Origin of the sequence: Marinoscillum luteum, from assembly GCF_044005705.1 — a bacterium.
Taxonomy (GTDB): domain Bacteria; phylum Bacteroidota; class Bacteroidia; order Cytophagales; family Cyclobacteriaceae; genus Marinoscillum; species Marinoscillum luteum.
The window spans coordinates 533,508-556,685 of the sequence record NZ_JBIPKE010000017.1 but is presented as its reverse complement, the minus strand read 5'-3'; the positions used below and the strand labels follow the sequence as shown (position 1 = coordinate 556,685).

Genomic DNA, 23,178 nt, shown 5'->3' with positions numbered 1-23,178 from the left:
TTAAATCCGTATTGTTGATTTAAGATCAATAAATATGCTCTCGACTTCAGATAACAACTTTTTAAGGTTATCTAATTTCAAAGAATCATGTCTAAAAATATATTCTCGTTCATCAACAGATAACAAGTTGTTGGCTTTGTTATTATCTGTACATATTGCCTTCAACTGATAATATATTACTGAAACCAATTCATAGAAACTCAAATTTTGGTATTCTAATACTTTAATATCATAGCAAATTGCATTGATATCGAAACTGCTGAGATCAATCTCATGGTTGGAATTCTCCTTTGAGTTCTTCAAAAATCTTATCATTTTTTTGAGTCGCCCATTCGTTTCAGAACTTCGTTCATTGATTCTCTTGATGCTTAAAAATGGATAGTCCGCATTTCCTTTTGAATGAGTCTCTTTATTGTAGACTTGAATACCTCGATAATCACCCTTGTCGTTGATTATTGACCTAACATCGTCATACCAGTTGGCTATTACAATATCCACATCTCGCCTAAGACTCTTGTTTGTTATTTTTATCGATTTTGGCTTGGTGGTATCGCAGATATCATAGTTGTCAAGCAAAACAATTTCACTATCTCTACGCAGGTTCCTTAAATCATCCAAAGCACTTCCAGAGTATGACGAAGTATTTACTTCATATTCAAGCTTCTGAATAGAGCTTTGATAATATTTGGAGCGCCTTTCTGGTTTAGCCAATATGTCTTTGGCGTTATTAGCATCGTAAGTATAAAATTTGTCAGAGATCGTAAGGAGGTCAATATCACTGTATCCTTTTATATGTGTATCAGTCATAACAGAGCCTTGATATTTAAAAGATACATTATCAAGAGTTCGTTCCAGGTGACCTTTTACTCTTTCACCAGCTTCCTTGCTTTTTCGAGTATATTCAGGTTCTACACCTTTCATAGCAATTCTTATGTATGTTAAAACCTCGCTATAGGAAATTGTTCCTAATTCATCAGAAAAGGATTTTTCGAAAGCAAAATTTTCAGGGTTAATTCTGCCTCTTACGCTTTCAACAAGTTGTCTGTAATTCTTTGCCATAAATTTCTAATAAGTGGAATCCGTTCCGAATAATTGCCCATAACAACCGACCAACAACCCCCTGGCTGTCAACCGTTCTCTACCAAATCTAGCAGATTTTCTATCCTGATCAAACCATTACTGGCCATAGGTGCACTGCACGGCCTTCTTGGATCTCTGCATAGTCCTATTGAAGCGCTGCATGGTCGCCTTGGATCACTGCACGGCTGTCTTGTACCTCTGCACAGCCATCTTGGAACGCTGCACGCTTACCTTCAAGCTCTGCACGGTCGTCTTAAACCTCTGCACGGTTATCTCGGAACACTGCACGACCTTCTTGGATCTCTGCACGGCCGTCTTGGAACGCTGCACGGCCTTCTTCAAACACTGCACGGCTGTCTTGAACCTTTGCAATTCTCAATCAGCTAATCAAAAAAATGAAGTTCCCTCCCGGGTAGTTTGCCCCTTGAAACAAGCTTCCTCTACTTTGATAGGTTGGTTACAGGCTAATTATTCATGGATTTTAGCTCAGCTAAAATGAATCTGAATTAGATTGAATTCACTAAATAGTTATCCATGAAAAATCTAATTATTGCGATTAGCCTGCTTCTACAATTTCTTCCATCGGCCTATAGTCAACAAATTGGTGTCGGCGTAGGAGGTGTACTGCTAGTTGAATATTCGAAGGAATATGATTCTGATACCCGAGGCGGCCAGGTAAACAGTACCTCGAAAAAGCAATTTGACGCGTATAAGATTCCCACAGTCTCCTTTTTTAGTTTTAAAGAGTCGGGTCATTTTTTCCTTTTCGAAACGGGGAAGTTTAACATTGGAAGTAAAGATACGGAGACAACTCATACGAATGACGTTGGGGATTCTCAGGTAATTGGTGGAGAAAATACTTTCAATTTTACAAGCTCCTTTCGAACTGGGTACAGCTTCAGATTATCTGACAATGAAAAGATCTCAACCTATTTGGGTGTAGGAATCAATCCTCAATTCGACAGAGAAGTAGTGGAGCCAAGAATTTCTGCCTTTAAGACGGCAGAGACTATCCTAGACACTGATTTGGAAATTTTGGCCAATCTCTTCATAAAGGTGAATCCAAACATTGCAATAAACTTGGCTGTTCCTGTCAAAATCTGGAATTACAAATTTGTTGGTCAAAGGACGGACAATCCACAAATGCCCCAGCGTGAGCAATATCAACGTAATGATTCGAATGAATTTTTACCACTTCAATTTGAATTCAAAGCAGGTCTGGTATACAGATTTGAAAAATCCAAGGCTCAATAATACAAATGAGGTTGTCTCTCGGGTAGTTTCCCCCTTGAAACAAGCCTCATCTGTTCTCCCGCTGGTTGGGACCTTGGTATTAAGATAGAACAGTTAGTCCAAAAAATAAAACCATTTTCGACCTAGAACTGAATTCGGTACATGAGATCCGGAAAAAAGCCGATTTGTTTAATGGAATTCACCTCATCGGTCACCTCGTTGTAGCGGCGCACAAATTCATTTTTGCGATTGGTCACGTTCTGCAAGTCCACAAAAAACTGGTGGGAAATGTTTCGCCTGGGGCTGTTCATCCGCACCCCAAATTTCACATCCCAGCGGAAGTAGTTGGCATATCGCTCGCTGTAGGCTATCTCGTCCATGCGCACCTCGCGTCCGGCATTGGCCCGGGTAGCTTCCAGGTTCACAGGCGTATAGGGCTTGCCGCCAGAGGTCGTAAACTTGGTGTCAAACGTCCAGGCATTTCGCTGGGCTGGCCCAAATTTCCATTCCTTTCCGAAAAGTACATTGTACACAAACTGGTTGTTGAAGCTGGTGCTGCGCTCAATCCCGTCGCTCCCGCTATATTTTGAGTCAAACAGCGAGGTGGTCATCAGCAGGTAGTAGTCGTTCGAAAAGAACTTTTCCAGTGTGAGCTCCAGGCCATAGTTTCTTCCCGTTCCTTCGTTGACCAGCGAGCCCCTTTCGTCAAAGACAAAGTCCGCCCCTTCGTTGATGATGGCATAGCTGCTCGGGGTGCTTTGCACCGGGATATTGTACAGGTGCTGGTAATAGATCTCCGATTTGAATCGCCAGTCTTTGCCCAGGTTACGGTCGTACCCCGCCACAAAATGATGACTTTTGATAAAATCCAGGTTTTTGTTGGTTCGCTCAAATACACCGGGGCTGGTTTCTTCCTGCAGGAAAAGGATGGGCGAAGGGGCCATTTGCGAATGCAGACCATAGGCCAGGCTGATCCGCTGAATGGGGGTGAACTGATAGCTGAGGGCCGCCCGTGGTTCTACGGAAAACCTCTCGGACAGACCGAGGTACTGAGTGGTCACCCCAAAGGTGGTGCTCAGGTTGTCAGTGAGCTTATACTCCGCCTGACCAAAAACCCGCGACAGCAGGTAGTATTCGCTCACATTGCGCACCGGAATGAAATAATCCGGGATCTCATCGTTGTTTTCATCCGGTATTTCGGCCCGGTTGTCCCGGTCGTTGTAGAGAAAATCTGCATGATACAGCTCGCCCAGATAGCCAGCCCGAAGGTTCCACCGGGCATTAAACTTCTTGTTAACCACCGAGGAGAGGGTGTAGCGACTGTCTGCCGTTTCCACGTTCGTTGCCCTGAATTTCCCAACGGTCTCCCCGCCATTGTCTTTCAGCAAGTTGTCCTGGTAGTAGTTGTTTTGAGTGGTGGATGCACCCACGGTGGTTTTGATGTACGTCGTTTTGTTGGGTCGCACCAGGTGAGACATTCCTATTACCCCCAGGGTATTGTCGATGTAGGCATCCACGGCCGGGTCAGCAAACAGGTCTCCTTCTTTCACCTCGTCGCCTTTGAAATCAATGCTGCTCAAGCCACCAAGTCCGAACACTTCGAATTTCCCGATTTTGGTTTCCCCCAGGTTCACCTTAAAGGAAAAATCCTGATAATAAGGCACAGCACTCGTACCGGTAGCAGCCAGGCTGGCTATGCCATAGCGGTAGGTAGCTACAAAGGAAGAGTTCTTTTCCCGGTTGATTGGACCCTCTGCCATCAGCTCCATTCCCGAGTAGGCACTCATTTGTCCGGTGAATTCGAACTTGTCGGCATTTCCATTTCTGAAATTCACATCAAAAACGGCCGCATTGGCATTGCCATACTCCGCAGGAAAAGCCCCCGTCAGGAAATCTGATGTTCTCAGAATGTTGGTGTTAAGTGCATTCACCGGCCCGCCGGTTACCCCCAGCGTAGCAAAGTGATTGGTGGTAGGCACAGGAATCCCCTCGATCCGCCACTGCAGACCGGTGGGTGAATTTCCCCGCACCACAATGTCGTTTCGCGAATCATTGGGTGCACTCACCCCTGCAAAGGAAGTGGCCAATCGAGCCACGTCGTTTCGCCCGCCAGAGAAGCGGGTGGTTTCCTCCAGGCTAAACGTGCGGGCACTCACCTTTGCCATTTCATTGATGGGCAGGTCTTTGCTGGCACTGGCGGTCACCACCACGGCTTCAAGGTTTTCCACCGATTCCTCCAACTTGATCTGCAGGATCACCTCCTTACCTGCCGTCACCAGTACATTGGGGATGGTCTGGTTTTTATAGCCCACATATTGCACGGCCAGGGTTTGCCTTCCTACAGGTACATTTTCCAGTCGGAAGGTTCCATCTACATCCGTGATGGTGCCCAGCATCGGCTCGCTCCCCAGCACGAGGATCGTGGCCCCAATGAGTTCGTATTCTGCCTGTGCGTCGATGATTTTTCCCTTGATCACCTGCGTTTGCCCAAAGGAATTGAAGACCAGAAAAAGGGCCAGGGCGATCCCAATTAAAATCTTTACAGTCTGATTGCGAATAGTAAGCGTATTCATAAGCGTGTGTTTTGGTTCAGTTGTTCGAATCTACGGGGGTAGAGAAATGCCTGGTAGGCAATTCCGTGTGAGTCCATAAAGCAATCAGGTGAACCGTGTATATGGCCCTATGAAATGGGTTTGCATATCACAACGACAGATCATCGGGGTTCGGCCCGTGATTTTCCGGTTTCGAAGCACACAAATACGGCCTCAGGGGCAATTCGTTAACCAGCCTTTCAAATTCTGGTTAGCTTTATATCAGTTTTTAGGGATCCTTATGAAAAACTTCAAAATCAGGGAAATACACGTGCGCTGGGTAGGAATCTTCCTCGTCGGGTTTCTGGTGATGTTCACAGAGCAGGAAGGAACACCAGCTGCCGCCCTACCCTTTTGGTCACATTACTTCGTTTCGGTGGCTTTCACGGCCATCTACTGGAACGGCGCCTATCTCCTCTTTATGTGGTTTCGCAAAGTGTTTCCGGAGATCAGCCAAACGTACAAAAGACTTTTTCTCACTTACATGGCGCTCTTCGTCTGGATGAGCATCGGTGGGATTCCCTTCAAAATGGCACTTGGTCTGGTGGAATATACCCTGAGTGGGGTTTTCCTGGCCTGCTCAGAATACTTCATGCTCAACATCATTCTGGCAATTATCATTGGCACGATCTACGAAACGGTCTTTTTCTTTGAAAAATGGAAGGAATCTATCCAACAAAATGAGGAGCTCAAAAATCAGCAGATTCGTACCCAATTCGAGGTGCTGCAAAACCAGATGAGCCCCCATTTTCTATTCAACAGCCTGAATACCCTCACCACGCTGATCGCGGAAAACCAGCAGGTGGCTATTGATTTCACACAGAAACTCTCTGAAGTATATCGCTACATCTTGCAAAACAAAGAACGGGACCTGGTACATCTCCATGAGGAGCTGGACTTTGCCAAATCGTATTTGTACCTCTTAAAAATGCGTTTTCCGGATAACCTGACAGCCACCTTCAATGTAGACAAGAAATATGAGCACCTCAGCATTGCGCCGTTGACTATACAGATGCTGGTAGAAAATGCCATCAAACACAATGTGGTGTCCAAAGCCGATCCGCTCCACATCGATGTGTATGTAGAGAACGGATCCTCCATCGTAGTGAAGAACAATCTGCAAAAGCGTCCGGTGATCGAGAAGTCCACAAAAACCGGATTGGCCAATATCAGAAAACGCTATGAATACCTGGGCAACAGGCAAATTGAGATCATCACCACCCCCAAAAACTACATGGTTGCTATTCCGTTGATCGACCTGATAGAAAACCGAAACATCGCCGTATGAAGGTCCTGATCATTGAAGACGAGGCACCGGCCTTTCGTCGGTTACAAAAGCTGCTCGAAGAAATCAATCCGGATATTGAAATCGTGGAGGTGCTGGACAGTGTGGAGGAAAGTGTAAAATGGTTTAACAACCACCACATTCCAGATCTTATTTTCAGTGACATCCAGCTGAGTGACGGCATTTCATTCGATATTTTTGATCGAGTGCCTATTACCAGGCCCGTTATTTTCACCACCGCGTTTGACGAATACATGCTGAAGGCTTTTCGGGTCAATAGCATTGATTACCTGCTGAAACCCATCAAAAAAGAAGACCTGGAAAAGAGCCTCCTCAAATACCAGCAAATGAAGAGGGTCTTCGGCGGAGGGGTGGATATGAGCGAGCTCCTGAAAAATGTAAAGCTGGGCGGGCAAGACTACAAAATCCGTTTTCTGGCGAAAGTTGGAGACAAACTGGTCTCAGTGGAGACAGAGGATGTGGCCTATTTTCAAACCCGACATGGCGTGGTACACATGGCGACTACCCAGGGCCGAACCTACCTGCTGGATCAGGCCCTGGATGAACTCATGACGCAGCTGGATCCCAATAAATTTTTCCGTGCCAACCGGCAGTTTATTGTACAGTTCAGGTCCATATCGGCGGTACACCGATACCACAAAGGCAAGCTCCTGATAGAGCTGAATCCCAAACTGGAAGAAGACGTGGTAGTGAGTGCCGAAAAGGCAAGCGATTTCAGAAAATGGCTGGGCGATTGAGGGATGAGAATCGGTATTTCTGACCCTTGGAAACATCATACAAAATGCCATTCAAAGCATCTTAAGATCGGACTTTTATTCCCTAGCATGAGGCCAAAAAGGCCCTAAATCACACCATTTCAGGGCGCTGAAATTTTATTTTTTACCGACCGGTCAAAAGCACAACATTCCCGATCGTCCATACGTTGAGGATCATCAATTTGGGCAATGACATAGGGAAAATGCTATATACACGGCATAAGCCCTGATTCTGAAAGGAAGTCAATCCACCCCAGGGAAGATTCTCTATGAACGTCTATTTTAGAAACAGCACCCATTTGAAAACATCGAACATCAGGTCGAGTGATTTTGGAAATCATTTACCTATCTCTTTATTACCTTTAGAAAAGCAACAGCCGAGGTGATGGAAACCACAAAAAACTCAATTTCATTTGAAGGAAAGAAGCTCTCCGTCCAAAAGAGGCTTCTGGTCGCACTGGGTGTAATTGTCACCATTGGTATTTTCATGCGGTTCATCAACTTCCCCAACAGTTCCCGGTCCTCATCCGCCGAAAACAGGGCTGAGATGCAGCCCGCCGGACTGCCGATCGTGATGAATGACTCACTGATCCGTCCACTCACCACACTCCTGAACAGCTCCCTGCAAAAAGACCTGGATGGCATCATTGCTTCCAATAAAAAGTGGGCGACGCTGGCCAGTCAAAAGAAGATGTGCATCGGACTCGTGGACTTAAGGGACTCCTACAACGTGAAGTTTGCCCGGGTCAATGGCAACGATATGATGTATGCTGCCAGCCTCCCCAAAATAGCCGTACTGCTGACAGCCACAGAGTCGATCGATCAGGGGCTGCTGGAGGAAACCGATGAGATAAAATCCGACATGCGCATGATGATCGCCAAGAGTGACAATGCAGCCACCACCAGGATGATAGACCGGGTAGGTCTGGATAAGATTGCTGAAGTAATGCAGGACCCCAAATACGACTTCTACGACGAAGAAAAAGGGGGTGGCCTTTGGGTAGGCAAGCGCTACGCCAGCACGGGACCCAGAAATGGCGATCCACTGAAAAACATCAGCCATGGTGCCACAGCCACACAGGTGTGCAGGTACTATTACCTGCTGGCCTTTGGGCAGCTCGTGAACTATGAGCGCTCAAAACAAATGCTCGCCTACTTAGGAGATCCCATGCTGCACCATAAATTTGTCAACACCCTGGATCAGGTGGCGCCACGGGCACAGGTTTTCCGAAAATCAGGATCGTGGAGAAATTATCATTCTGACTCAGCACTCGTTTGGGGTCCTACGTGGAGAAGGTATATATTGGTGGCCCTGGTAGAGGATGAAGATGGTGAAAAGATCATGCGTGAACTCATCATGGAAGTGGATAAAAAATTAAAACCGAAAATTTAAAAATTGTTAGAGCAGTCAAAAGATCTTATAAAAGCATTTTTACTCAGGACTTTTGATGTACGTGAAGGAGAATACCAGCGGGTGCTGCTCATGCAGCTCAATATTTTCCTGCTGATATTCACACTCCTGGTCATAAAACCTGTAGTCAACGCCCAGTTCCTCTCCATGATGGGCGTTGACCAATTGCCCCTCATGTTTCTCATGGTGGCCATCAGCGCCATGGGGGTGTCCATGATTTACTCCAGAGCGCTGGGTAGCCGCTCGCTTCGGCGTATTTCCAACTCCACCCTGCTGATCTCCGTGATCCTGCTGACATTCTTTGGCATACTGCTTAAACTCAGCATTTCACCGGCACTGGTGCTCTATGTGCTCTATGTCATCGTGGCCATCTTCGCCGTACTAAGCACCTCTCAGTTCTGGATCATGGCCAACCTGGCTTTTGATGCGCGAGAGGCCAAGCGTCTCTTTAGCTTTATTGGCGCAGGCCCCATTGCCGGAGGTGTGGCTGGTGGATACATGACCTCCATCATGGCCAATTACATAGAAGGCACCAACCTGATCTTTTTTGGTGCCGGCCTTCTGTGTGTCTGTATCTACCTCAACAATGTGATCTGGACACGACACATACCCAAGCTGACCCGCTTTCAACGGAAAAAACGGATGAAGGATTTTGGTGATCACCCGATCTGGCTCATCCGCCAGTCGAAGCACCTCACCTACCTCGCGCTGATCATCGGCATTGGCGTGATTGTTTCCAAACTCATCGAGTTTCAGTTTAGCAGTGTGGCGGTCCAGTCCTTTGATGATCCGGATGAGCTCACATCCTTTTTCGGATTTTGGCTTTCCACCTTCAATGTGGTCTCCCTGCTCATACAGCTCTTTCTCACCCGGCGAATAGTGGGTACCTATGGCGTAGGCACTTCCCTGTTTGCTTTGCCCGGTGGTATTCTATTAGGGTCTTCTCTTTTGCTCTTCGCGCCCGTGCTTTGGGCGGGGATTTTCACCAGGCTGTGGGAAGTATCCGTGAAGCAGTCGGTCAATAAATCCGCTACAGAGCTTCTGGCACTACCCATTCCGTCAGGTATTAAAAGTCAGACGAAAAGTTTCATAGACGTATTCGTGGACCTGGCTGCCACAGGACTGGCCGGTTTGATGCTCATTTTCCTGATCAATGGCCTTGACCTGTCCGTCAGAGCGGTGAGTATCCTCACCATTTTCATTCTCATCATCTGGATCTGGGTGGCACTCAAAGTGAGGCAGGAATACCTCAACTCTTTCAAATCTAAACTTGCGCAGATTGACAAGAAGAATGTGCAGCCGGATTACAGCAATATTTCTGTTTTAAACGGACTCAAACGTGCACTGGAAACCGGCACTGAGCAGCAAATTCTCTACGTGCTGGATAAGGTGCGGGAGATTCCTGACAAACGGCTTTTCGATAATGTCAGTCAGTTTTTAGTTCATCAATCCCCTATTGTACGAGCCCGTGCATTGCAGTCCATTTATTATCTGGAAAAAACGGTGGATCCGCAGGTTCTGGAGGGCCTCCTCTCTGATCCTGATCAGGAAGTGCGGTACAAAGCGTTTGCCCAGCTCCTGCGTCAAACCAAAGAACAGCGAATCAACCTCATTCATAACTACCTGACCCATAGCGATCCTACCATCAGCGGTGCGGCGCTGGTAGGGCTGGCTGAGGAAGCACGAAACAATGAAGAGATGAAACGCCTGCTGAAGGTGGAGCAGCGTATTCACGAAAAGATCGATTACATCGGTCTCTCTGAAAATCCGGAGGAGAAATACCTCTATAAAGTAATGATCCTCAGAGCGGCTGGTCATGCCAATATTCCCGCCTTTTATCCCATCATCCGCAGCTTCATGGACGACAAGGAAGTTCGCGTGATCAATGAGGCCATCCTTGCGGCAGGGTTCACCATGAATGTGACCTTTATAGAGCGGCTTGCAGAGTTTCTGGTACCCCGGGAAACCCGAAAAAATGCCCAATTGGCGTTGCTCAATTATGGTGTGGGCATCCTCCCGGAGCTGGACCGGGTGGTCCGCAATGCTACGACACGTGCGGAAGTCACCCACATGATTCCCGGAGTACTGGAGCGCATAGATGCCTATGCTTCGGTGAAAGTACTCCTCTCCTTCCTCAATACCAATGACGTAATGCTACGTCTGGAGGCACTAAGGTCGCTCAATGCACTCCAGCGTGATTTTCCTCATCTTCGGATTAACAAAAAGGACATTCTTGGTCACGTCATAGACGAATGCAATGTCTACAAAAATATCCTTGGAGTGTTTTACAAACAGCGTCAGCTGCTACCCGTACATGAGTCGGCACAGATAAAAGAAGCACGCACCCAGCTCACCAGCCTGCTGGAAAGGCGGCTGGACGGCACACTGGAGCGGATTTTCCGGCTCATAGGCCTCAGGTACCCTCCGGATGATATCATCTCGGCCTATGAAGGTATCAGGAGTGTCAATGAGCACGTACGACTCAACTCTGTAGAATACCTGGATAACCTACTGGAGCCCACACTTAAAAAAGCGCTGCTCCCCATCGCAGAGAGTGCCATGCTGGATGTTCTCAGCAAAGACATCATTGACCACCTGAAGGTCACTGTACCCGATGAAAAGAAATGCCTGGTGATGCTACTGGATGGGCGTGATGCCAAATTGAAACTGGCAGTTTTCAAACTCATAGAGGCCGTTGGCTCAGTGGAATACAAAGAGATGGTACGGCCATTTCTCAACAGCCACCACGAAAAGATCAGAGAACAGGCAGCGAAAATCCTCGGGCAGCAAGCGAAAACCTCCTAAAGAGGTCTATTTCAACTTGCAGATCCGGTCAATGCTGGAAGCCAAAGCTGCATGGTCGCTTGCAGAGTTTTTCTTGAGTACGTTGCTCATCAGCACCACCAGATAGGTAGTACCATCGGTATGCTCCACAATGGCTACGGAGTTCATATAATTATTCACGTTGCCAATGTACTTACCACACTGATATCCTTCTTCTTGCTTACAGCTATACAGGCTACCTGATTTAAAGTACACCGCTGCAGTAGCCAGTTGGGGAGCTGCTGCATACCTGATCCTGCGATCGGTCATGTAGAGCATGCGCTTGATTTCGAGGCTGGAGGCAGAATCCACCACCTGGCCACGTTCCATCGCTACCAGGTATTTCATTAGTCCTGAAGGGGTACCTATACTCCCTCCCTTTCCGGGAATAAAAGAACCCGCACCCTTCGTAAAAAATGCCCCCAAACGCCATTCGTCAGTGGTAATACCCAGGGCCCTCAGTGGATCATTGACTACCGAATTGGCAATCTCACTGAGCTGTGATTTGGGGGTAGTTCTGAAATATTCATCGGCTTGTTCCTCTGTGAGTGTGGGGTAGTCTTTACCAAATACCCGCATCAGCACGGCCTCACGCCAGCATACACTGGCAGCGCCATTGTTACTCACAGAAAGCATGTGATCTAACCATTCGTACAGTGAGAACACGTCCGTCTCTACCACGGTTCGCTTCACCTGCTTTCTGGTTTCCAAATCAAAAATCGGAACTGTATGCTCATCATACATGGCCCACTTTCCGGCCCGTACCGAACGATCCCGCAGCAGTGCTCTTCGTTGATCAAAAGAGTCAGGGTAAATCTTGGACAGTTCAGCGAAGAAGCCTGTGGCCACAGCAATTTTTCCTACGCTACCAGGCTGGTACTGTAGATTTTCCTTTCGGGAAGCGTAGCGCATCGGCCTACCGGGAGTAATGTCCAGCAGGGCCAACGAGTAGCTTTCGTCCAGATTCGGAAAAAGTGCATTGACGGATTTTTGAAATTTTGCATCCGTAGCAGGCAACGCTTCCAGACTATCGCCTTTGGCACCCAAAAGATTGAGTTTGATGTCGCTGATAGACTTCTGAGCCCCAGAAATGGGTTTACCTTCCTTGAGCTCACCAGCCATGATCAGTTCCAGGCGCTTCAGTCTGCGAATCCCGGTAAGCTCATATCCATCTATTGGGTAGAGGTTGTCGGCGGAAGTAAGCACCACACATCCTAAAAACCCGGAAAGCACAATCTTTATAGTCAGTTTCATAAGGCGGTATTTAATGGTATCAATTGATCCCCTGCTAAAACAGGCGTGATCGATCTGAGAAACTCAGACGCTGCTGCCCGTTTGTTTTCCACAAATGGTCTGACCTGAAAAAGCCATATTTTGTCCTTCCTGAATCCCAACTCTACATCATAAGGACTCTTCATCCCTATCTCGCCCAGCTTTTCCTTCAGGGCTTCGGCCATTTCCCCGAGGCTCACCAAATTGGCTTCTGACAGCACGGGCTCCTCAAAAGTAGTATGCTTTTTGAGGGTGCCACCCGTGGCAGGGATGGAGGTATAGTCCGGCTCGCGTGAGGGCGACAAGAGGATGGTTCTGTCTGCTTCCAGCAGCCAGGTTTCACTTGCCTGCCCTTCCACAGCACCACCCACACCTCTATTGAAAGCCACGGTGTTATCATCTGGCTTTCCGGTGGTCACTCCCTTGGTGATGAGCACACCTGAGCAGTCTGCATCCACACTGGGGATGATGAGGATGGAAGGAAACACGTTTTCAGGATTAAGGAGATATTTTTGGCGCCACTTATAACTGCGCTCGGTATAGGGTGATGCCCATACATCTTTGATCCCCTGTAGTATTTTTTGCGCATCCAACACATTGAAGAGTGTGAGGTTGAGGCCCGCCCCGGTGAAGTCTTTGAGGTCTTCCATATTGGTATCGCTACGGATGAAAACCGGCACCTTGCCCAGCGATACCCCAAATGCTTCTTTAAACTTCGCATTGAGAGCAGCCTCAAATTCGGGCATCAACTTGATCTGCCTGATAGCCACCTGCAATACCTCCAACCTGCCCATCACGTACTTTTCCATTTCACCATCTGTGGATCCGGCAGTACTCATTTCACCCGCCACCTTAAATGTGGCTTTCAGGTATTGCCAGTAGCTCATCCCCTGGCCTGGCATCGCCTGGTCAAAATGCTGTTTGAAAATGGCAAAAGGTATGACAATACCATTCACCACATGATCGGGAAAAAGCTGCTTCAGCTGGCCCAAATTGGCCGCTTTGGGGCCGCAGATGATGCCCGACTTGGAGGCATTGACGTCCCGCAGGTTCAGGATTCTGGCGTCATCCAGCTCCATCATTTCCACGGGTACACTTATTTTCTCTTCGTTTCTCACCTTTTTGGCAAAGAGGGCCTTTTCTTCAGGAGTCATCTCTGTGGCCAGCTTCATCAGTACCGTGCCTTTATTCGAAACCGCGTAGAACACCTTCTTTCCATTGTATGGAAGCAAAGCCGTCAGGTTTTCCATGGACAGCACGGCATTCGGAATCCCCAGGTTTCGGGCCAGCAGCTGGACATGCGAGACCATGTTGCCTTCCGTGACCGTGGCAATACCCGCCACCGGTTTCAGGTCGGCAGGAGGCCTGTTGAATACATAGATTTTATCACCAGACACCTCTATCTCCTCTGGAGACTGATTGGTCACCACCAACTCGCCCATGGCATATCCGGGGTTGAGTCCACGGGCAGCACTTTGATTTTTGATTCCCAACAGTTGGTTTGAAAATCCCGCCTGATCGGCAAAGAAATCACCCAAAAGGGATACGCTGCTCCCCAGCTGCAACAGACACGAAGCCCGCACCCGGTCGTCGATGAAGCCATTGGCCAGAGGCTCAAATGAACCATAACGCTTCACCACCTCCTGATAAGTAGCTCTAAACGTCCCGGCGCTCCACTCTACCGACCTCCGAAGGTGATCCAGGTCATCTCCAAGTTCCTTCAGGGTTATCTCACCATCGGCGACAATGATTAGATTGGCATCCAGCGTCTCCCACTCCCAAATTTCGAGGTAACCAAAGCCAGTCGCTGCCTGAGCCAGGGTTTTAGATTTGATGAGTAGCTCTGCAAGTGTCTCAGGCCTCCACAGCACTGACTCTCTGATGAGCATGGTCTCCATTTTGATGGAAGCATCCATCAGCGCCAGACGAGCACTTGATTTCATTGGATTGACGATCTGCCGACGTAAGGTAAGGCCTGTCGTGGCGATCAGCTCACAGCGATCCCGGCTGGTCCTGGCCTGACTGTACTGCTCCATAAAGTCAACCAGGGTGCCATTTGCCGGCAAGCTATTAGGCACCTTTTTAGCCAGGCTCTTGAAATCACTGATGGCCACAGGCTGATAAAAAATCTCCATCTGGGCCAGCAGGCTCGTGAGCTTCTCCTTGAGCTCAGCGTTCAGCTTAGCTGAATGTGCTGCCTGAAAGTCTCGTACTTTTTGTATGTCGGATTCTTCCGGCTGACCGTGCAGTTTCACGCGCAGGTCCATGAATGGATTATACACATCAGAAATTTCCTTGGAAATGGCTCTGACACTCTGAGCAGTATTGTTGTCGCCTGAGTGCGGGATGTCCTTTGCACTTTGGCGAATCAAAAAGAATTGACCTACGAGCCGGCTTTTATCCTCGAGCAACCACTGCAGGTAAGCCAGGCCCCAGGCTTCCTCATCCTCAGCCTGAAAAGCACCACGATAAAACTGCGCTCTTCTGTTGATCCAACCGCCATCATTGGCCCGGAGGTATTGTTCCAGACTGTATTGTTTCATCCGAGATCCCTGGTATTCTGAGTCCCAAAAATCCTCGTGCGCCGTGTTAGAAAGGATCTGCCCTAAAAAAATATGATGACTCGCGCCCAAAGCCACCACTTCGTCTTTATACCGCGCTCGCTGCACTCCAGGTTCGGGGCATCGCTCCTGCGGAGCCACTGTGGAGCCGTCTTTGCAAAACCAGCGGATGTCCTTATAAGGGCCTTTGGAATCCGACTTATAAGCGTTAATCATTTTGCTGATCGCAGCATCTGTAACGGTCTGGTTGCTCTGGGCAGTCGTGGCACCTATGAGGCTACCAAATAGCATTAAGAGAATAAAGCCTTTTGTGTAATTCATTGAAAATAGGGTCTTGTCTGTAGGATAAAGGTAACCAAAGTCAGCTAGGCACTCCCTAAAGAGCGGGGGGTGCCTTTCACTTTTGATGGATTAAACTTTGCAAAAGCCAACTCACGGTAAAACACACCAAAGCATCAAGCCAGTCTGCTTTACCAACAAACACCCCGGCCCAACTGTTTTCGCTGAGTATTCAAAAGATATTACGGAAGGGACCACACAGGTCCAAAGGCAGCTTATACCTCCTCGTCTTCGGGATCCTGAGTCTTTGTTTTGTTGTGATTGAGTACAAACAACAATATGCCTATTCCAGAAAGAAGCAGGATGAGGTATGTAAAAATTCTTTTCATTATGTCAGTTTTCTCTTTGTAAAAGTTAGGACGAGAAATAACGATTAAGTCACACCTTTCGTGGATTTTTTTTCATCTTTATTTTTCCAAATAAAATACAGCGCTGACCTGCTACTCTGAACACTCCTTCATCAGAGCTTTCGCTCCTCCAAAACCTTACCCAACTGATCCACCATGAGCACATAGCGCTTGAGATTTGCATCCCTGATGATCACTTCGTATAAAAGCTGATTGCCTTCATTGATCAACACTGCGTTCATAATTTCGCCCAGTTGATCCATGTGGGTTTTGATGGCAACCGGCAGCAAATCGGGAGTCAGGTACATGGTGTACTTTTCCAGGAGACCCTGCTGGTCAAACATCGCGATGTATTCGATATCATCCTGGTAAAATATGGCCTCAAATTTCGCCTCCTTCTCCGACCAGTCGATGTTGATCGCTTTGGGGAAATTTCTGTCAAAAGTGAGTAAGCATGACTCTGGTGGGGTCGCTTCACTCCCGTCAATTACCTTTTTCAAAAAATCATCCATTGCCCTTACATTTCTTATAATGACGGAAATAACCAGGAAAGTAACCCATCATCCGTGCTTTAAATATTTTTGAGTGTACAAAAACACCACCCTGGTACGCGCCCTTTTTAACCGCATTTTAGCCGCATTCTCACTGATTCTCAGCGAAGTACTGATCTCCCTGATGGATAAGTCGTGTTGGTATTTCATCAGCAGCAGTGCCTTCTCCTCTGGGTGAATCTCCTCCATGATCAGTAGCAGGTTCTCATAGGTAATTTCTGAGAGTGCCTCGTCGGACTCATCGATGATTTCAGGAATTTCATTTTCCTTGTTCCACTCAGGATAGTGCAGCTTCTTCTTTTCCCGCAGGTAGTCTATGCAGTGGTTGTAAGTAATGGAGTATAGCCAGGAAGAAAATGAAGACTTCTGCTTAAAAGACCCGATTTTCTCAAAAGTCTTGGAAAACACATCCTCTGCCAGCTCACGGGCCGTTTCCCGGTTTTTCACAAAGCTGTAACACTTGTCCAGCACCTTCTTATAATACCGCTCGTACAGCTCCTGAAAAAATCTGGAGGCATTCCCTTCCTTGAGCTTTTCTATCAGCTCTGCATCAGACCACGTTGCCAAATCGGTACTCATTGCCACTTTAAAAAATTTTCAAAAAAATAAATTTCATTTCTCAGTTACCTTATGCAGGTGGTGCGTCTCAATCTAAAATGAAATATAACATTTAATCTTTCACAAGAACAATTAGAAAAAAATGAAAAAGAATCAATATTTAAAAGCGTTTGCTGCATTCGGTCTGGCCGCTGTGTTATTCACTAGTTGTGGGGATGTACCACAGGCGGAAATTGACCAGGCTACTCTGGCTATCAATGAGGCCAAGGCAGCTGGTGCAGAAGTGTATGCAACTGAGAGCTATCTGGCTCTTGAGGACTCTATGAAAGCGGTGATAGAAACCATAGAAGCTCAAAAGACTAAACTCTTCAAAAACTTCACGGCTTCTAAGGCAAGTCTGGCTTCTGTGGCACAATTGGCAACAATGGTGAAACAGGAAACAGAAACCACCAAAGAGGAACTTAAGAATCAGATTCAAGCGGAAATCGCTGAAGTGAAATCTCTGATAGAGGCTAATAAGCAGCTGATCACAGAGGCTCCAAAAGGTAAAGAAGGCACCACGGCCCTACTGGCCATACAGGGTGAACTCTCTACCATCGAAGGCACTGTTTCAGAATCCGGAAGCCTGTTTGAGAAAGGTGAGTATTTAGCAAGTCTGGACCTGACCAAAGCGGCCAAGGAAAAGGCAGCGGCTATCAACACCGAGTTGCAGGACGTGATCGCCAAATACAAAGCGAACACCAAAGCTAAAAGAGGTTAATAAAGTAAAAATTTGAGGTTTTCTCAACAGCGCTGGATGCTGTTGAGAAACCTCATTTTTTCAGCACCTGATGTCAAAACCTCCACTCAAGTGGTCGATCACTGTACTTGTGATGCTTCTTACAGCCACCACCATCATTTTGTACCTCATCAAATCTCCCTCGCCAGAAGACCAACTGGGGCTGGCCAGGCAGCATATTACCACAGCATTGAAGACCAACTCCGGTCTATATACTCAATCATCCCTCGATGAAGCCACCAGGCTCTACGACTCAGCCATGACCCTATGGCAGCAGGAAAATGAAAGAATTTTTCTCTTTAGAAACTACGACCTCACCCGGACATATGCAGAGCGTGCCGCTCTATTGGCCATCACCTCTGTGAAAGAAATCAACGCAACTCAGGCTAAACTCAAATCTGAGGTTTCATTACAAATCAGTCAAATACAGGATCACCTGGCTAGCTTCCAGGTGCTCTACCCCCACATCCCCCTGAAGGCGCAGCAAGTTTCAGACCTGGCCCTGGGAAAAATATTGTTTGATCAGGCCAAGAGCGCTTTTCAAAAAGAAAATTACCCCGAATCCAAACGCAAACTGGACAGTGCCAGTCTGCTGATCTATACGGTGACTACCTATGCCGAACAAACCATGGAAAACTACATGAAAGCTTTTCCTGAATGGAACCATTGGGTCAACACCACAATTGAAGAATCCAGAAAACAGAAAAAAACCTGCCTGATTGTAGATAAATATGCCCGCACCTGTCAGGTCTATAAAAATGGGAGGTTGCACAAAACCTACACCTCAGAGCTCAGCTCCAACTGGATCGGGGACAAACACCACCAGGGTGACAAATCCACCCCGGAAGGAATCTACCGGGTAGTCAAAAAGAAAGCCGGCACTGACACCCGATACTACAAGGCTCTCCTGCTGGACTACCCCAATGAAGCGGATAAAATCCGCTTTGCTCAAAATAAAAAAAATGGAGTCCTACAGCCCAGTGCGGCTATAGGAGGACTGATAGAGGTGCATGGACATGGTGGTAAGGGCACCGACTGGACAGATGGATGTATCGCGCTCCATAACGACGACATGGATGTTGTATTTGATCAGTGTCCTGTGGGTACCAGCATCGTCATCGTTGGGTCACTTGTCCCTTTTCAAACTTTAATTTCCTCCAAATGACAGAAGAAATAGTGCCAGAAATACCGGTAACAGTAGATCGCCGCAAAAGGGTGCTTACCTGGGCTGGCTATGGTCTGCTCACCTTTATCCTCCTACTCACACTCCCCTGGTTGATAGAGAAAAGTACGCTGGCCATCCTGAGTTCACCCCCGGCTAACGAAATGGAGGAAGCAGCCGTTTCAGACCTGACCCTCCAGCTGCAAAGTGATTTGGAGAAGTTGGAAAAGAAACTGGCCGGAAAAACCCCAAAAGGTGCCTACATGATCGTAAACACCGCTGCCAATACCTTCGCCCTTTATAAAGGGTCTGAGCTCATTCATGCCGATAAATGCAGTACCGGTAGTTATATTTTGCTGAAAAACGGTGACAATCAACAGTGGATGTTTAAAACTCCAAAAGGGGAGTTCAAGATCAGATCGAGAACGGTAGCACCTGTCTGGAAAAAACCAGACTGGGCCTTTGTGGAGGATGGTCTGCCTATCCCCTCTATGAATCACTCCTCCAGGTTTGAATATGGTGTACTGGGTGATTATGCTCTGGGCCTCGGCGATGGCTATCTCATTCACGGCACACTTTATCAGCGATTTTTGGGGCTACCCGTCACCCATGGATGTATTCGCCTCAATGACGCCAACCTGAAGCTGGCCTACGAATCACTGAAAACCGGCTCCAAAGTATATATCTACTAAGATGAAAATTACACTAGTGATCATCGGTTTCCTTTTGCTCGTCTTCCTGATCCAGTTGGGTGTAGCCCCTGCGGGTGTGGCGAGCCAATGGCAGGAAAAGCTGGAGTCCAAAGACAGTCTGTACATGCAGAAGTATGATCCGGCCTATGAGCTATCAGAAGTAAGCAGTCTGGCCAGAAAAAAGGCCTTTCTGGAAGCCCAGCTCCAATTGGCCGAGGAGGATTCCATTCACCTGATCGTCAACCTACGGGATAGCTCCATTCACCTGGCCATCCATGGGGTGATCATTCATACATCCAAATTGCCCTCCATCGAAAATGATGCCCTACTGAAAAGTATACCCAATAGGCTATATCTGGGCCTCTTTTCTGATCCGGTACCCATTATCAGCATCCACTCCACCATCCTGAAGGAGCCGATCGTAGAACGACAGGCTCCAAAAGACCCGGTGGAGGCGGCCCTCAATGCTTACGAACCAGACACACTCATCCAAAACCCCGCCTACATCAGACTCAGGCTGGCACATGGGATTGATTTGATATTGGAACAGCATCCTAATCCCACTTTTGCTGAGCAATGGACAAGGTACAGGTTCAGGCAGGAAAACCGCCCTACAGTGACCAGCAGACTACAAAGGATGGTCAGCCTGAAAGGACAGGAATACACACCCGACATCCGACTGAAACTATCTGCCAATGACATCCGGGCGCTCTACAGGGCGCTACCAGCGCAGCCTAAGGTAGTACTCTATTTTTGATCAGGTGGGTTATAAATATTCACTACTAAAATCAGTGACCTTGGGCGCATCCGATCGTCTAAATAAAAAAAGAACAACCTCCTGTTGCTGACAGGACTCCTCAACCAACAATTCTCAACATTATGGACTCATTTAGCCTGATTATGGGCATCATCTTCGCATTGGCCATGTTTGGCCCAATCGCTTATCTGGTATGGGCCGGTCAAAGCCGAACCAAAAGAATGAAAAACATCTTAAAGAACCTTTCGCAAGACCACGCATTCCAATTTGCCATGCAGGAGGTCTGGGGGGACAAAGCATTGGCGCTGGACAGTATTCATAAGGTTTTCGCCTTCCAGAGCAGACAGACTGGCGCAGAGGTGAATAAAGTAATCGCTCTGGGAAATGCTACCTACTGTAAACTGGATAAGAAAAAAGACAAGGTTCAGATTTTGATCGGCATACATGATACTTTGGGGCTGTACACAGAAACCATCTCGATCTTCGACACTCAGTATGATGATCCTTCAGAAGCGGGTTTCCATGCCCTACTGGGAGAAAAATGGAAAGAATCAATCAGGTCGGTGATCATGAGCGAGACCACTCGCCCTTCAAAAGCGGCCTGAGGTCCAAGAGAGCGGGTAACCGGTCTCGAACCGGCGACCTTCAGCTTGGGAAGCTGACGCTCTACCAACTGAGCTACACCCGCATTTTCACAATAAATATAAGGTGAGTGATGGATTCTGAGCAAGTGGTGGAGCCGGATTTATTTTCTCCGTGCGCGGGGTAGTTGTGCAGGCCAGAAATGATTTTCTATCTTTGAAATCCTGAATCTCATCATGGCCAAAATCATTAAAATTCCCTCCGCGTTTGTTTACGAATCCAAGGTCGTGGGGGTGTCTCATGCAAATGCTGATGGCACCTCCAGACAGGAGATCATCAGGCGCGAAGTAGCTGAGGATGATCCTCTTTTTCTGGAGCTGGAACCCGAAAATGAATTTGACCCTAATGCAGTAAAAGTTTTATCCAGAAAAAGAAATCAGATCGGGTACCTGAAAACCGAACTGGCAGAGCAGGTACGCTCCGCTTTGATCAATCAAACCACTATCTACGCACGGGCACTTTGGGTAAATGGAGAAAAAATGCTCGGAGTGGGCATCCGCATAGAGCTGGTAAGCTAGTCTACAAGTCCATCCAGCGCTTGAAATTGGCCACCCGCTCTCTGCTCACAATCACCTCATCGTCTGCATGAGGATCTAGTTTCAATAGCAATCTGCTATTGAAGTAGCTGTGGATTTCTTTGATCGCCGGTAATGAAATGATCAATTTCCTGTTGATCCTGAAAAAATCAAGTGGGTTGATCAACTCCTGCAGCTGATCCAGGCTCTGATCCATAGGCCATTTATCACCGCTCCGGGTCACCAGGCAGGTGAGATCATTCTGCGAAACAAAGTAGGCAATATCTTCCACGGTAAAGGGTTGAAACCGATCCCCTAACTTGACCAAAAAACGCTTCTTATAGCTTCCTGAAAGCATACGACTCACCTGACCAAACTGATCTTTGACCTCAGGGCTGACTGTTCGCTCACCATACTTTTTGAACTTCTCCAGTGCATTCTCCAGCTCGGCCCTGTCGATGGGTTTCAGGAGGTAATCGATGCTGTTGTATTTAAAAGCCTTCACCGCATATTCATCATAGGCCGTGGTGAAAATCACCGGGCAACTGATCAGGTCATCCGCCAGTAGATCAAAGCCCACGCCATCATTTAACTGAATGTCCAGGAGGATCAGATCCGGAGAAGAATTATCCTTGAGCCACTGAATGGTGGACTCCACCGAATCCAGAAGAGCCACCACGGAATATTCGGGAGAAAGCTCCTGCACCAATACCTTGAGCCGTTCTGCCGAAAGGCGCTCATCTTCCACTATGGCTATATGAATCATGTAAGTCTAAATCTGGATAGTATGGGCATTTTAACAGTGAAGGTCTGGTCATTTTCGATCACGATGACCGATTGTTCGGATTGCAGATCATACTGACTTCTGATGTTTTCCAAACCAACCTTGGTCGATACTACCTCTGCACCCTTTTTACTCACCTGATTTTGAACCACCAAATAGTCACCTTCGGTGAAGATATGAATGCGCAATGGTTCGCTTTTAGAAAACCGGTTGTGCTTCTCGGCATTTTCTACGAGCATCTGCAGGGAGAGAGTGGGCACAAAAAAGTTGTTTTTGGACGGGTCTACATCAATACTGACCTCAATGCGCTCCTCATGGCGCACCCTCAGTAAAAACAGATAATGATCAAGTATTTCAAGCTCCTTTTCCAGCGTACTCATAGACTCTTCCCTACTTTCCAGAATGTATCGATACATCTTTGAAAGCCTGGACAAAAACTCTTCAGCCTGAGCAGGATTGACATGGATAAGTGACTGAAGTACGCTAAAGGAATTGAACAGAAAATGTGGTTTGATCTGATTTTTCAGATTTTGATATTGACTCTGAAGTAGCTCTTTCTGTACGAGCGCCTTGTCTTGTTCCAGCTGACGACTTTGCACGGCATTGAGCTGGATGATCCTAGCAGCAATGATGAGCCAGGCAAATATCTGGCCCTGCCCGATTTCCTTATAAATGGCCTCTTCATACACCGGACAGTTGAGACTTGGTTTGATATAAAACTCAGAAATACCGCTCGCCGTGACTACCAATGGAAAAGTAAGAAGGGTAAGTATGAAGACGACTTTCAATAAGTCTCCGGAGCGGGAGTAGTCGTACTTCTTCCTTTCAAAATAGAGAAATACCCGATCCAAAACCTCCCAAAGGAACAGCACTACCCCTACGGTATAGACCAGCAGTATCTTATCGATCAGCTCAAAAACAAAAAACTCGCTGAGAATCTCAGAATGACCCAGCCGCAAGAAAAAGAAGATGAGTACTCCGGCCGAAATTCTAAAGCCATACCGTTTAGCCCAGTTCATGG

The 23,178-nt window shown here is 47.3% G+C and carries 19 protein-coding genes and 1 tRNA gene; 11 read left to right on the top strand and 9 right to left on the bottom strand.

Going from position 1 to position 23,178, the window contains the following annotated elements; genetic code table 11:
- Positions 1–1,059: a hypothetical protein gene (locus tag ACHKAR_RS13650; RefSeq protein ID WP_395417841.1), complete on the bottom strand. Its 1,059-nt coding sequence runs from the start codon at positions 1,057–1,059 to the stop codon at positions 1–3.
- A 555-nt stretch (positions 1,060–1,614) separates the two neighbouring features.
- Here ACHKAR_RS13650 and ACHKAR_RS13645 point away from each other — a divergent pair.
- Positions 1,615–2,334 carry a hypothetical protein gene (locus tag ACHKAR_RS13645; protein ID WP_395417840.1) on the top strand — a complete coding sequence of 240 codons (720 nt, stop codon included), beginning with the start codon at positions 1,615–1,617 and terminating at the stop codon, positions 2,332–2,334.
- A gap of 122 nt (positions 2,335–2,456) precedes the next feature.
- Here the strand turns inward: ACHKAR_RS13645 and ACHKAR_RS13640 are convergent, their stop codons facing one another.
- A complete protein-coding gene (locus ACHKAR_RS13640; protein ID WP_395417839.1) occupies positions 2,457–4,886 on the bottom strand; it encodes a TonB-dependent receptor in 2,430 nt (809 codons plus the stop codon).
- 259 nt (positions 4,887–5,145) lie between these two features.
- On the opposite strand from ACHKAR_RS13640, the gene ACHKAR_RS13635 reads away from it, so the two are divergent.
- The 4 genes from ACHKAR_RS13635 (at position 5,146) to ACHKAR_RS13620 (ending at position 11,181) form a co-directional block, all read left to right on the top strand.
- On the top strand, positions 5,146–6,192 hold the full coding sequence (locus tag ACHKAR_RS13635; protein WP_159584760.1) for a sensor histidine kinase: 1,047 nt from the start codon (positions 5,146–5,148) through the stop codon (positions 6,190–6,192).
- Positions 6,189–6,947: a LytR/AlgR family response regulator transcription factor gene (locus ACHKAR_RS13630; protein ID WP_395417837.1), complete on the top strand. Its 759-nt coding sequence runs from the start codon at positions 6,189–6,191 to the stop codon at positions 6,945–6,947. Before ACHKAR_RS13635 ends, ACHKAR_RS13630 begins: the two co-directional genes overlap by 4 nt.
- A 403-nt stretch (positions 6,948–7,350) precedes the next feature.
- Positions 7,351–8,358 carry a serine hydrolase gene (locus ACHKAR_RS13625; RefSeq protein WP_221413409.1) on the top strand — a complete coding sequence of 336 codons (1,008 nt, stop codon included), beginning with the start codon at positions 7,351–7,353 and terminating at the stop codon, positions 8,356–8,358.
- A gap of 3 nt (positions 8,359–8,361) precedes the next feature.
- Positions 8,362–11,181: an Npt1/Npt2 family nucleotide transporter gene (locus tag ACHKAR_RS13620; RefSeq protein WP_159584762.1), complete on the top strand. Its 2,820-nt coding sequence runs from the start codon at positions 8,362–8,364 to the stop codon at positions 11,179–11,181.
- Positions 11,182–11,187: 6 nt separating this feature from the next.
- Here ACHKAR_RS13620 and ACHKAR_RS13615 read toward each other — a convergent pair whose 3' ends face one another.
- From ACHKAR_RS13615 to ACHKAR_RS13600, 4 genes are all read right to left on the bottom strand, one after another.
- Complete coding sequence (locus ACHKAR_RS13615) at positions 11,188–12,453, bottom strand: serine hydrolase (RefSeq protein WP_159584763.1); 1,266 nt, start codon at positions 12,451–12,453, stop codon at positions 11,188–11,190.
- Entirely contained in the window at positions 12,450–15,353 is a 2,904-nt protein-coding gene (locus tag ACHKAR_RS13610) for a PEP/pyruvate-binding domain-containing protein (protein ID WP_395417835.1), read from the bottom strand. The genes ACHKAR_RS13615 and ACHKAR_RS13610 overlap by 4 nt, the downstream gene beginning before the upstream one ends.
- 478 nt (positions 15,354–15,831) lie before the next feature.
- Positions 15,832–16,218 (bottom strand): hypothetical protein, encoded by a 387-nt coding sequence (locus ACHKAR_RS13605; protein ID WP_395417833.1) that lies wholly within the window; start codon positions 16,216–16,218, stop codon positions 15,832–15,834.
- 60 nt (positions 16,219–16,278) lie between these two features.
- The gene (locus ACHKAR_RS13600) at positions 16,279–16,848 is read right to left on the bottom strand and encodes an RNA polymerase sigma factor (protein ID WP_159584766.1); all 570 of its coding nucleotides are present in this window, start codon (positions 16,846–16,848) and stop codon (positions 16,279–16,281) included.
- 121 nt (positions 16,849–16,969) lie between these two features.
- Here ACHKAR_RS13600 and ACHKAR_RS13595 point away from each other — a divergent pair, with 121 nt between their 5' ends.
- The 5 genes from ACHKAR_RS13595 (at position 16,970) to ACHKAR_RS13575 (ending at position 20,821) form a co-directional block, all read left to right on the top strand.
- A complete protein-coding gene (locus ACHKAR_RS13595) occupies positions 16,970–17,587 on the top strand; it encodes a hypothetical protein (protein ID WP_395417832.1) in 618 nt (205 codons plus the stop codon).
- Positions 17,588–17,657: 70 nt separating this feature from the next.
- On the top strand, positions 17,658–18,770 hold the full coding sequence (locus ACHKAR_RS13590; protein WP_395417831.1) for a L,D-transpeptidase family protein: 1,113 nt from the start codon (positions 17,658–17,660) through the stop codon (positions 18,768–18,770).
- A complete protein-coding gene (locus ACHKAR_RS13585) occupies positions 18,767–19,459 on the top strand; it encodes a L,D-transpeptidase (RefSeq protein WP_395417830.1) in 693 nt (230 codons plus the stop codon). The genes ACHKAR_RS13590 and ACHKAR_RS13585 overlap by 4 nt, the downstream gene beginning before the upstream one ends.
- 1 nt (position 19,460) lies before the next feature.
- Positions 19,461–20,216, top strand: a complete 756-nt coding sequence (locus tag ACHKAR_RS13580; RefSeq protein ID WP_395417828.1) for a hypothetical protein — start codon at positions 19,461–19,463, stop codon at positions 20,214–20,216.
- A 122-nt stretch (positions 20,217–20,338) separates the two neighbouring features.
- On the top strand, positions 20,339–20,821 hold the full coding sequence (locus ACHKAR_RS13575; RefSeq protein ID WP_395417826.1) for a hypothetical protein: 483 nt from the start codon (positions 20,339–20,341) through the stop codon (positions 20,819–20,821).
- Positions 20,822–20,831: 10 nt separating this feature from the next.
- On the opposite strand, the gene ACHKAR_RS13570 is transcribed toward ACHKAR_RS13575, so the two are convergent.
- A tRNA-Gly gene (locus ACHKAR_RS13570) sits at positions 20,832–20,904 on the bottom strand.
- 130 nt (positions 20,905–21,034) lie between these two features.
- Here ACHKAR_RS13570 and ACHKAR_RS13565 point away from each other — a divergent pair.
- Positions 21,035–21,376, top strand: coding sequence for an HIRAN domain-containing protein (locus tag ACHKAR_RS13565; RefSeq protein ID WP_395417824.1), 342 nt, complete (start codon positions 21,035–21,037; stop codon positions 21,374–21,376).
- A 1-nt stretch (position 21,377) separates the two neighbouring features.
- On the opposite strand, the gene ACHKAR_RS13560 is transcribed toward ACHKAR_RS13565, so the two are convergent.
- Together ACHKAR_RS13560 and ACHKAR_RS13555 are read right to left on the bottom strand one after the other, a co-directional pair.
- The gene (locus tag ACHKAR_RS13560) at positions 21,378–22,139 is read right to left on the bottom strand and encodes a LytR/AlgR family response regulator transcription factor (protein ID WP_395417823.1); all 762 of its coding nucleotides are present in this window, start codon (positions 22,137–22,139) and stop codon (positions 21,378–21,380) included.
- A complete protein-coding gene (locus ACHKAR_RS13555) occupies positions 22,136–23,176 on the bottom strand; it encodes a sensor histidine kinase (RefSeq protein WP_395417822.1) in 1,041 nt (346 codons plus the stop codon). Before ACHKAR_RS13555 ends, ACHKAR_RS13560 begins: the two co-directional genes overlap by 4 nt.
- Between the last annotated feature and the right edge of the window lie 2 nt (positions 23,177–23,178).

Coding starts and splice junctions, on each gene's coding strand:
- ACHKAR_RS13650 (WP_395417841.1), bottom strand. CDS start 1,059: ATGGCAAAGAATTACAGACAACTTGTTGAAAGCGTAAGAGGCAGAATT.
- ACHKAR_RS13645 (WP_395417840.1), top strand. CDS start 1,615: ATGAAAAATCTAATTATTGCGATTAGCCTGCTTCTACAATTTCTTCCA.
- ACHKAR_RS13640 (WP_395417839.1), bottom strand. CDS start 4,886: ATGAATACGCTTACTATTCGCAATCAGACTGTAAAGATTTTAATTGGG.
- ACHKAR_RS13635 (WP_159584760.1), top strand. CDS start 5,146: ATGAAAAACTTCAAAATCAGGGAAATACACGTGCGCTGGGTAGGAATC.
- ACHKAR_RS13630 (WP_395417837.1), top strand. CDS start 6,189: ATGAAGGTCCTGATCATTGAAGACGAGGCACCGGCCTTTCGTCGGTTA.
- ACHKAR_RS13625 (WP_221413409.1), top strand. CDS start 7,351: ATGGAAACCACAAAAAACTCAATTTCATTTGAAGGAAAGAAGCTCTCC.
- ACHKAR_RS13615 (WP_159584763.1), bottom strand. CDS start 12,453: ATGAAACTGACTATAAAGATTGTGCTTTCCGGGTTTTTAGGATGTGTG.
- ACHKAR_RS13610 (WP_395417835.1), bottom strand. CDS start 15,353: ATGAATTACACAAAAGGCTTTATTCTCTTAATGCTATTTGGTAGCCTC.
- ACHKAR_RS13600 (WP_159584766.1), bottom strand. CDS start 16,848: ATGAGTACCGATTTGGCAACGTGGTCTGATGCAGAGCTGATAGAAAAG.
- ACHKAR_RS13595 (WP_395417832.1), top strand. CDS start 16,970: ATGAAAAAGAATCAATATTTAAAAGCGTTTGCTGCATTCGGTCTGGCC.
- ACHKAR_RS13590 (WP_395417831.1), top strand. CDS start 17,658: ATGTCAAAACCTCCACTCAAGTGGTCGATCACTGTACTTGTGATGCTT.
- ACHKAR_RS13585 (WP_395417830.1), top strand. CDS start 18,767: ATGACAGAAGAAATAGTGCCAGAAATACCGGTAACAGTAGATCGCCGC.
- ACHKAR_RS13580 (WP_395417828.1), top strand. CDS start 19,461: ATGAAAATTACACTAGTGATCATCGGTTTCCTTTTGCTCGTCTTCCTG.
- ACHKAR_RS13575 (WP_395417826.1), top strand. CDS start 20,339: ATGGACTCATTTAGCCTGATTATGGGCATCATCTTCGCATTGGCCATG.
- ACHKAR_RS13565 (WP_395417824.1), top strand. CDS start 21,035: ATGGCCAAAATCATTAAAATTCCCTCCGCGTTTGTTTACGAATCCAAG.
- ACHKAR_RS13560 (WP_395417823.1), bottom strand. CDS start 22,139: ATGATTCATATAGCCATAGTGGAAGATGAGCGCCTTTCGGCAGAACGG.
- ACHKAR_RS13555 (WP_395417822.1), bottom strand. CDS start 23,176: ATGAACTGGGCTAAACGGTATGGCTTTAGAATTTCGGCCGGAGTACTC.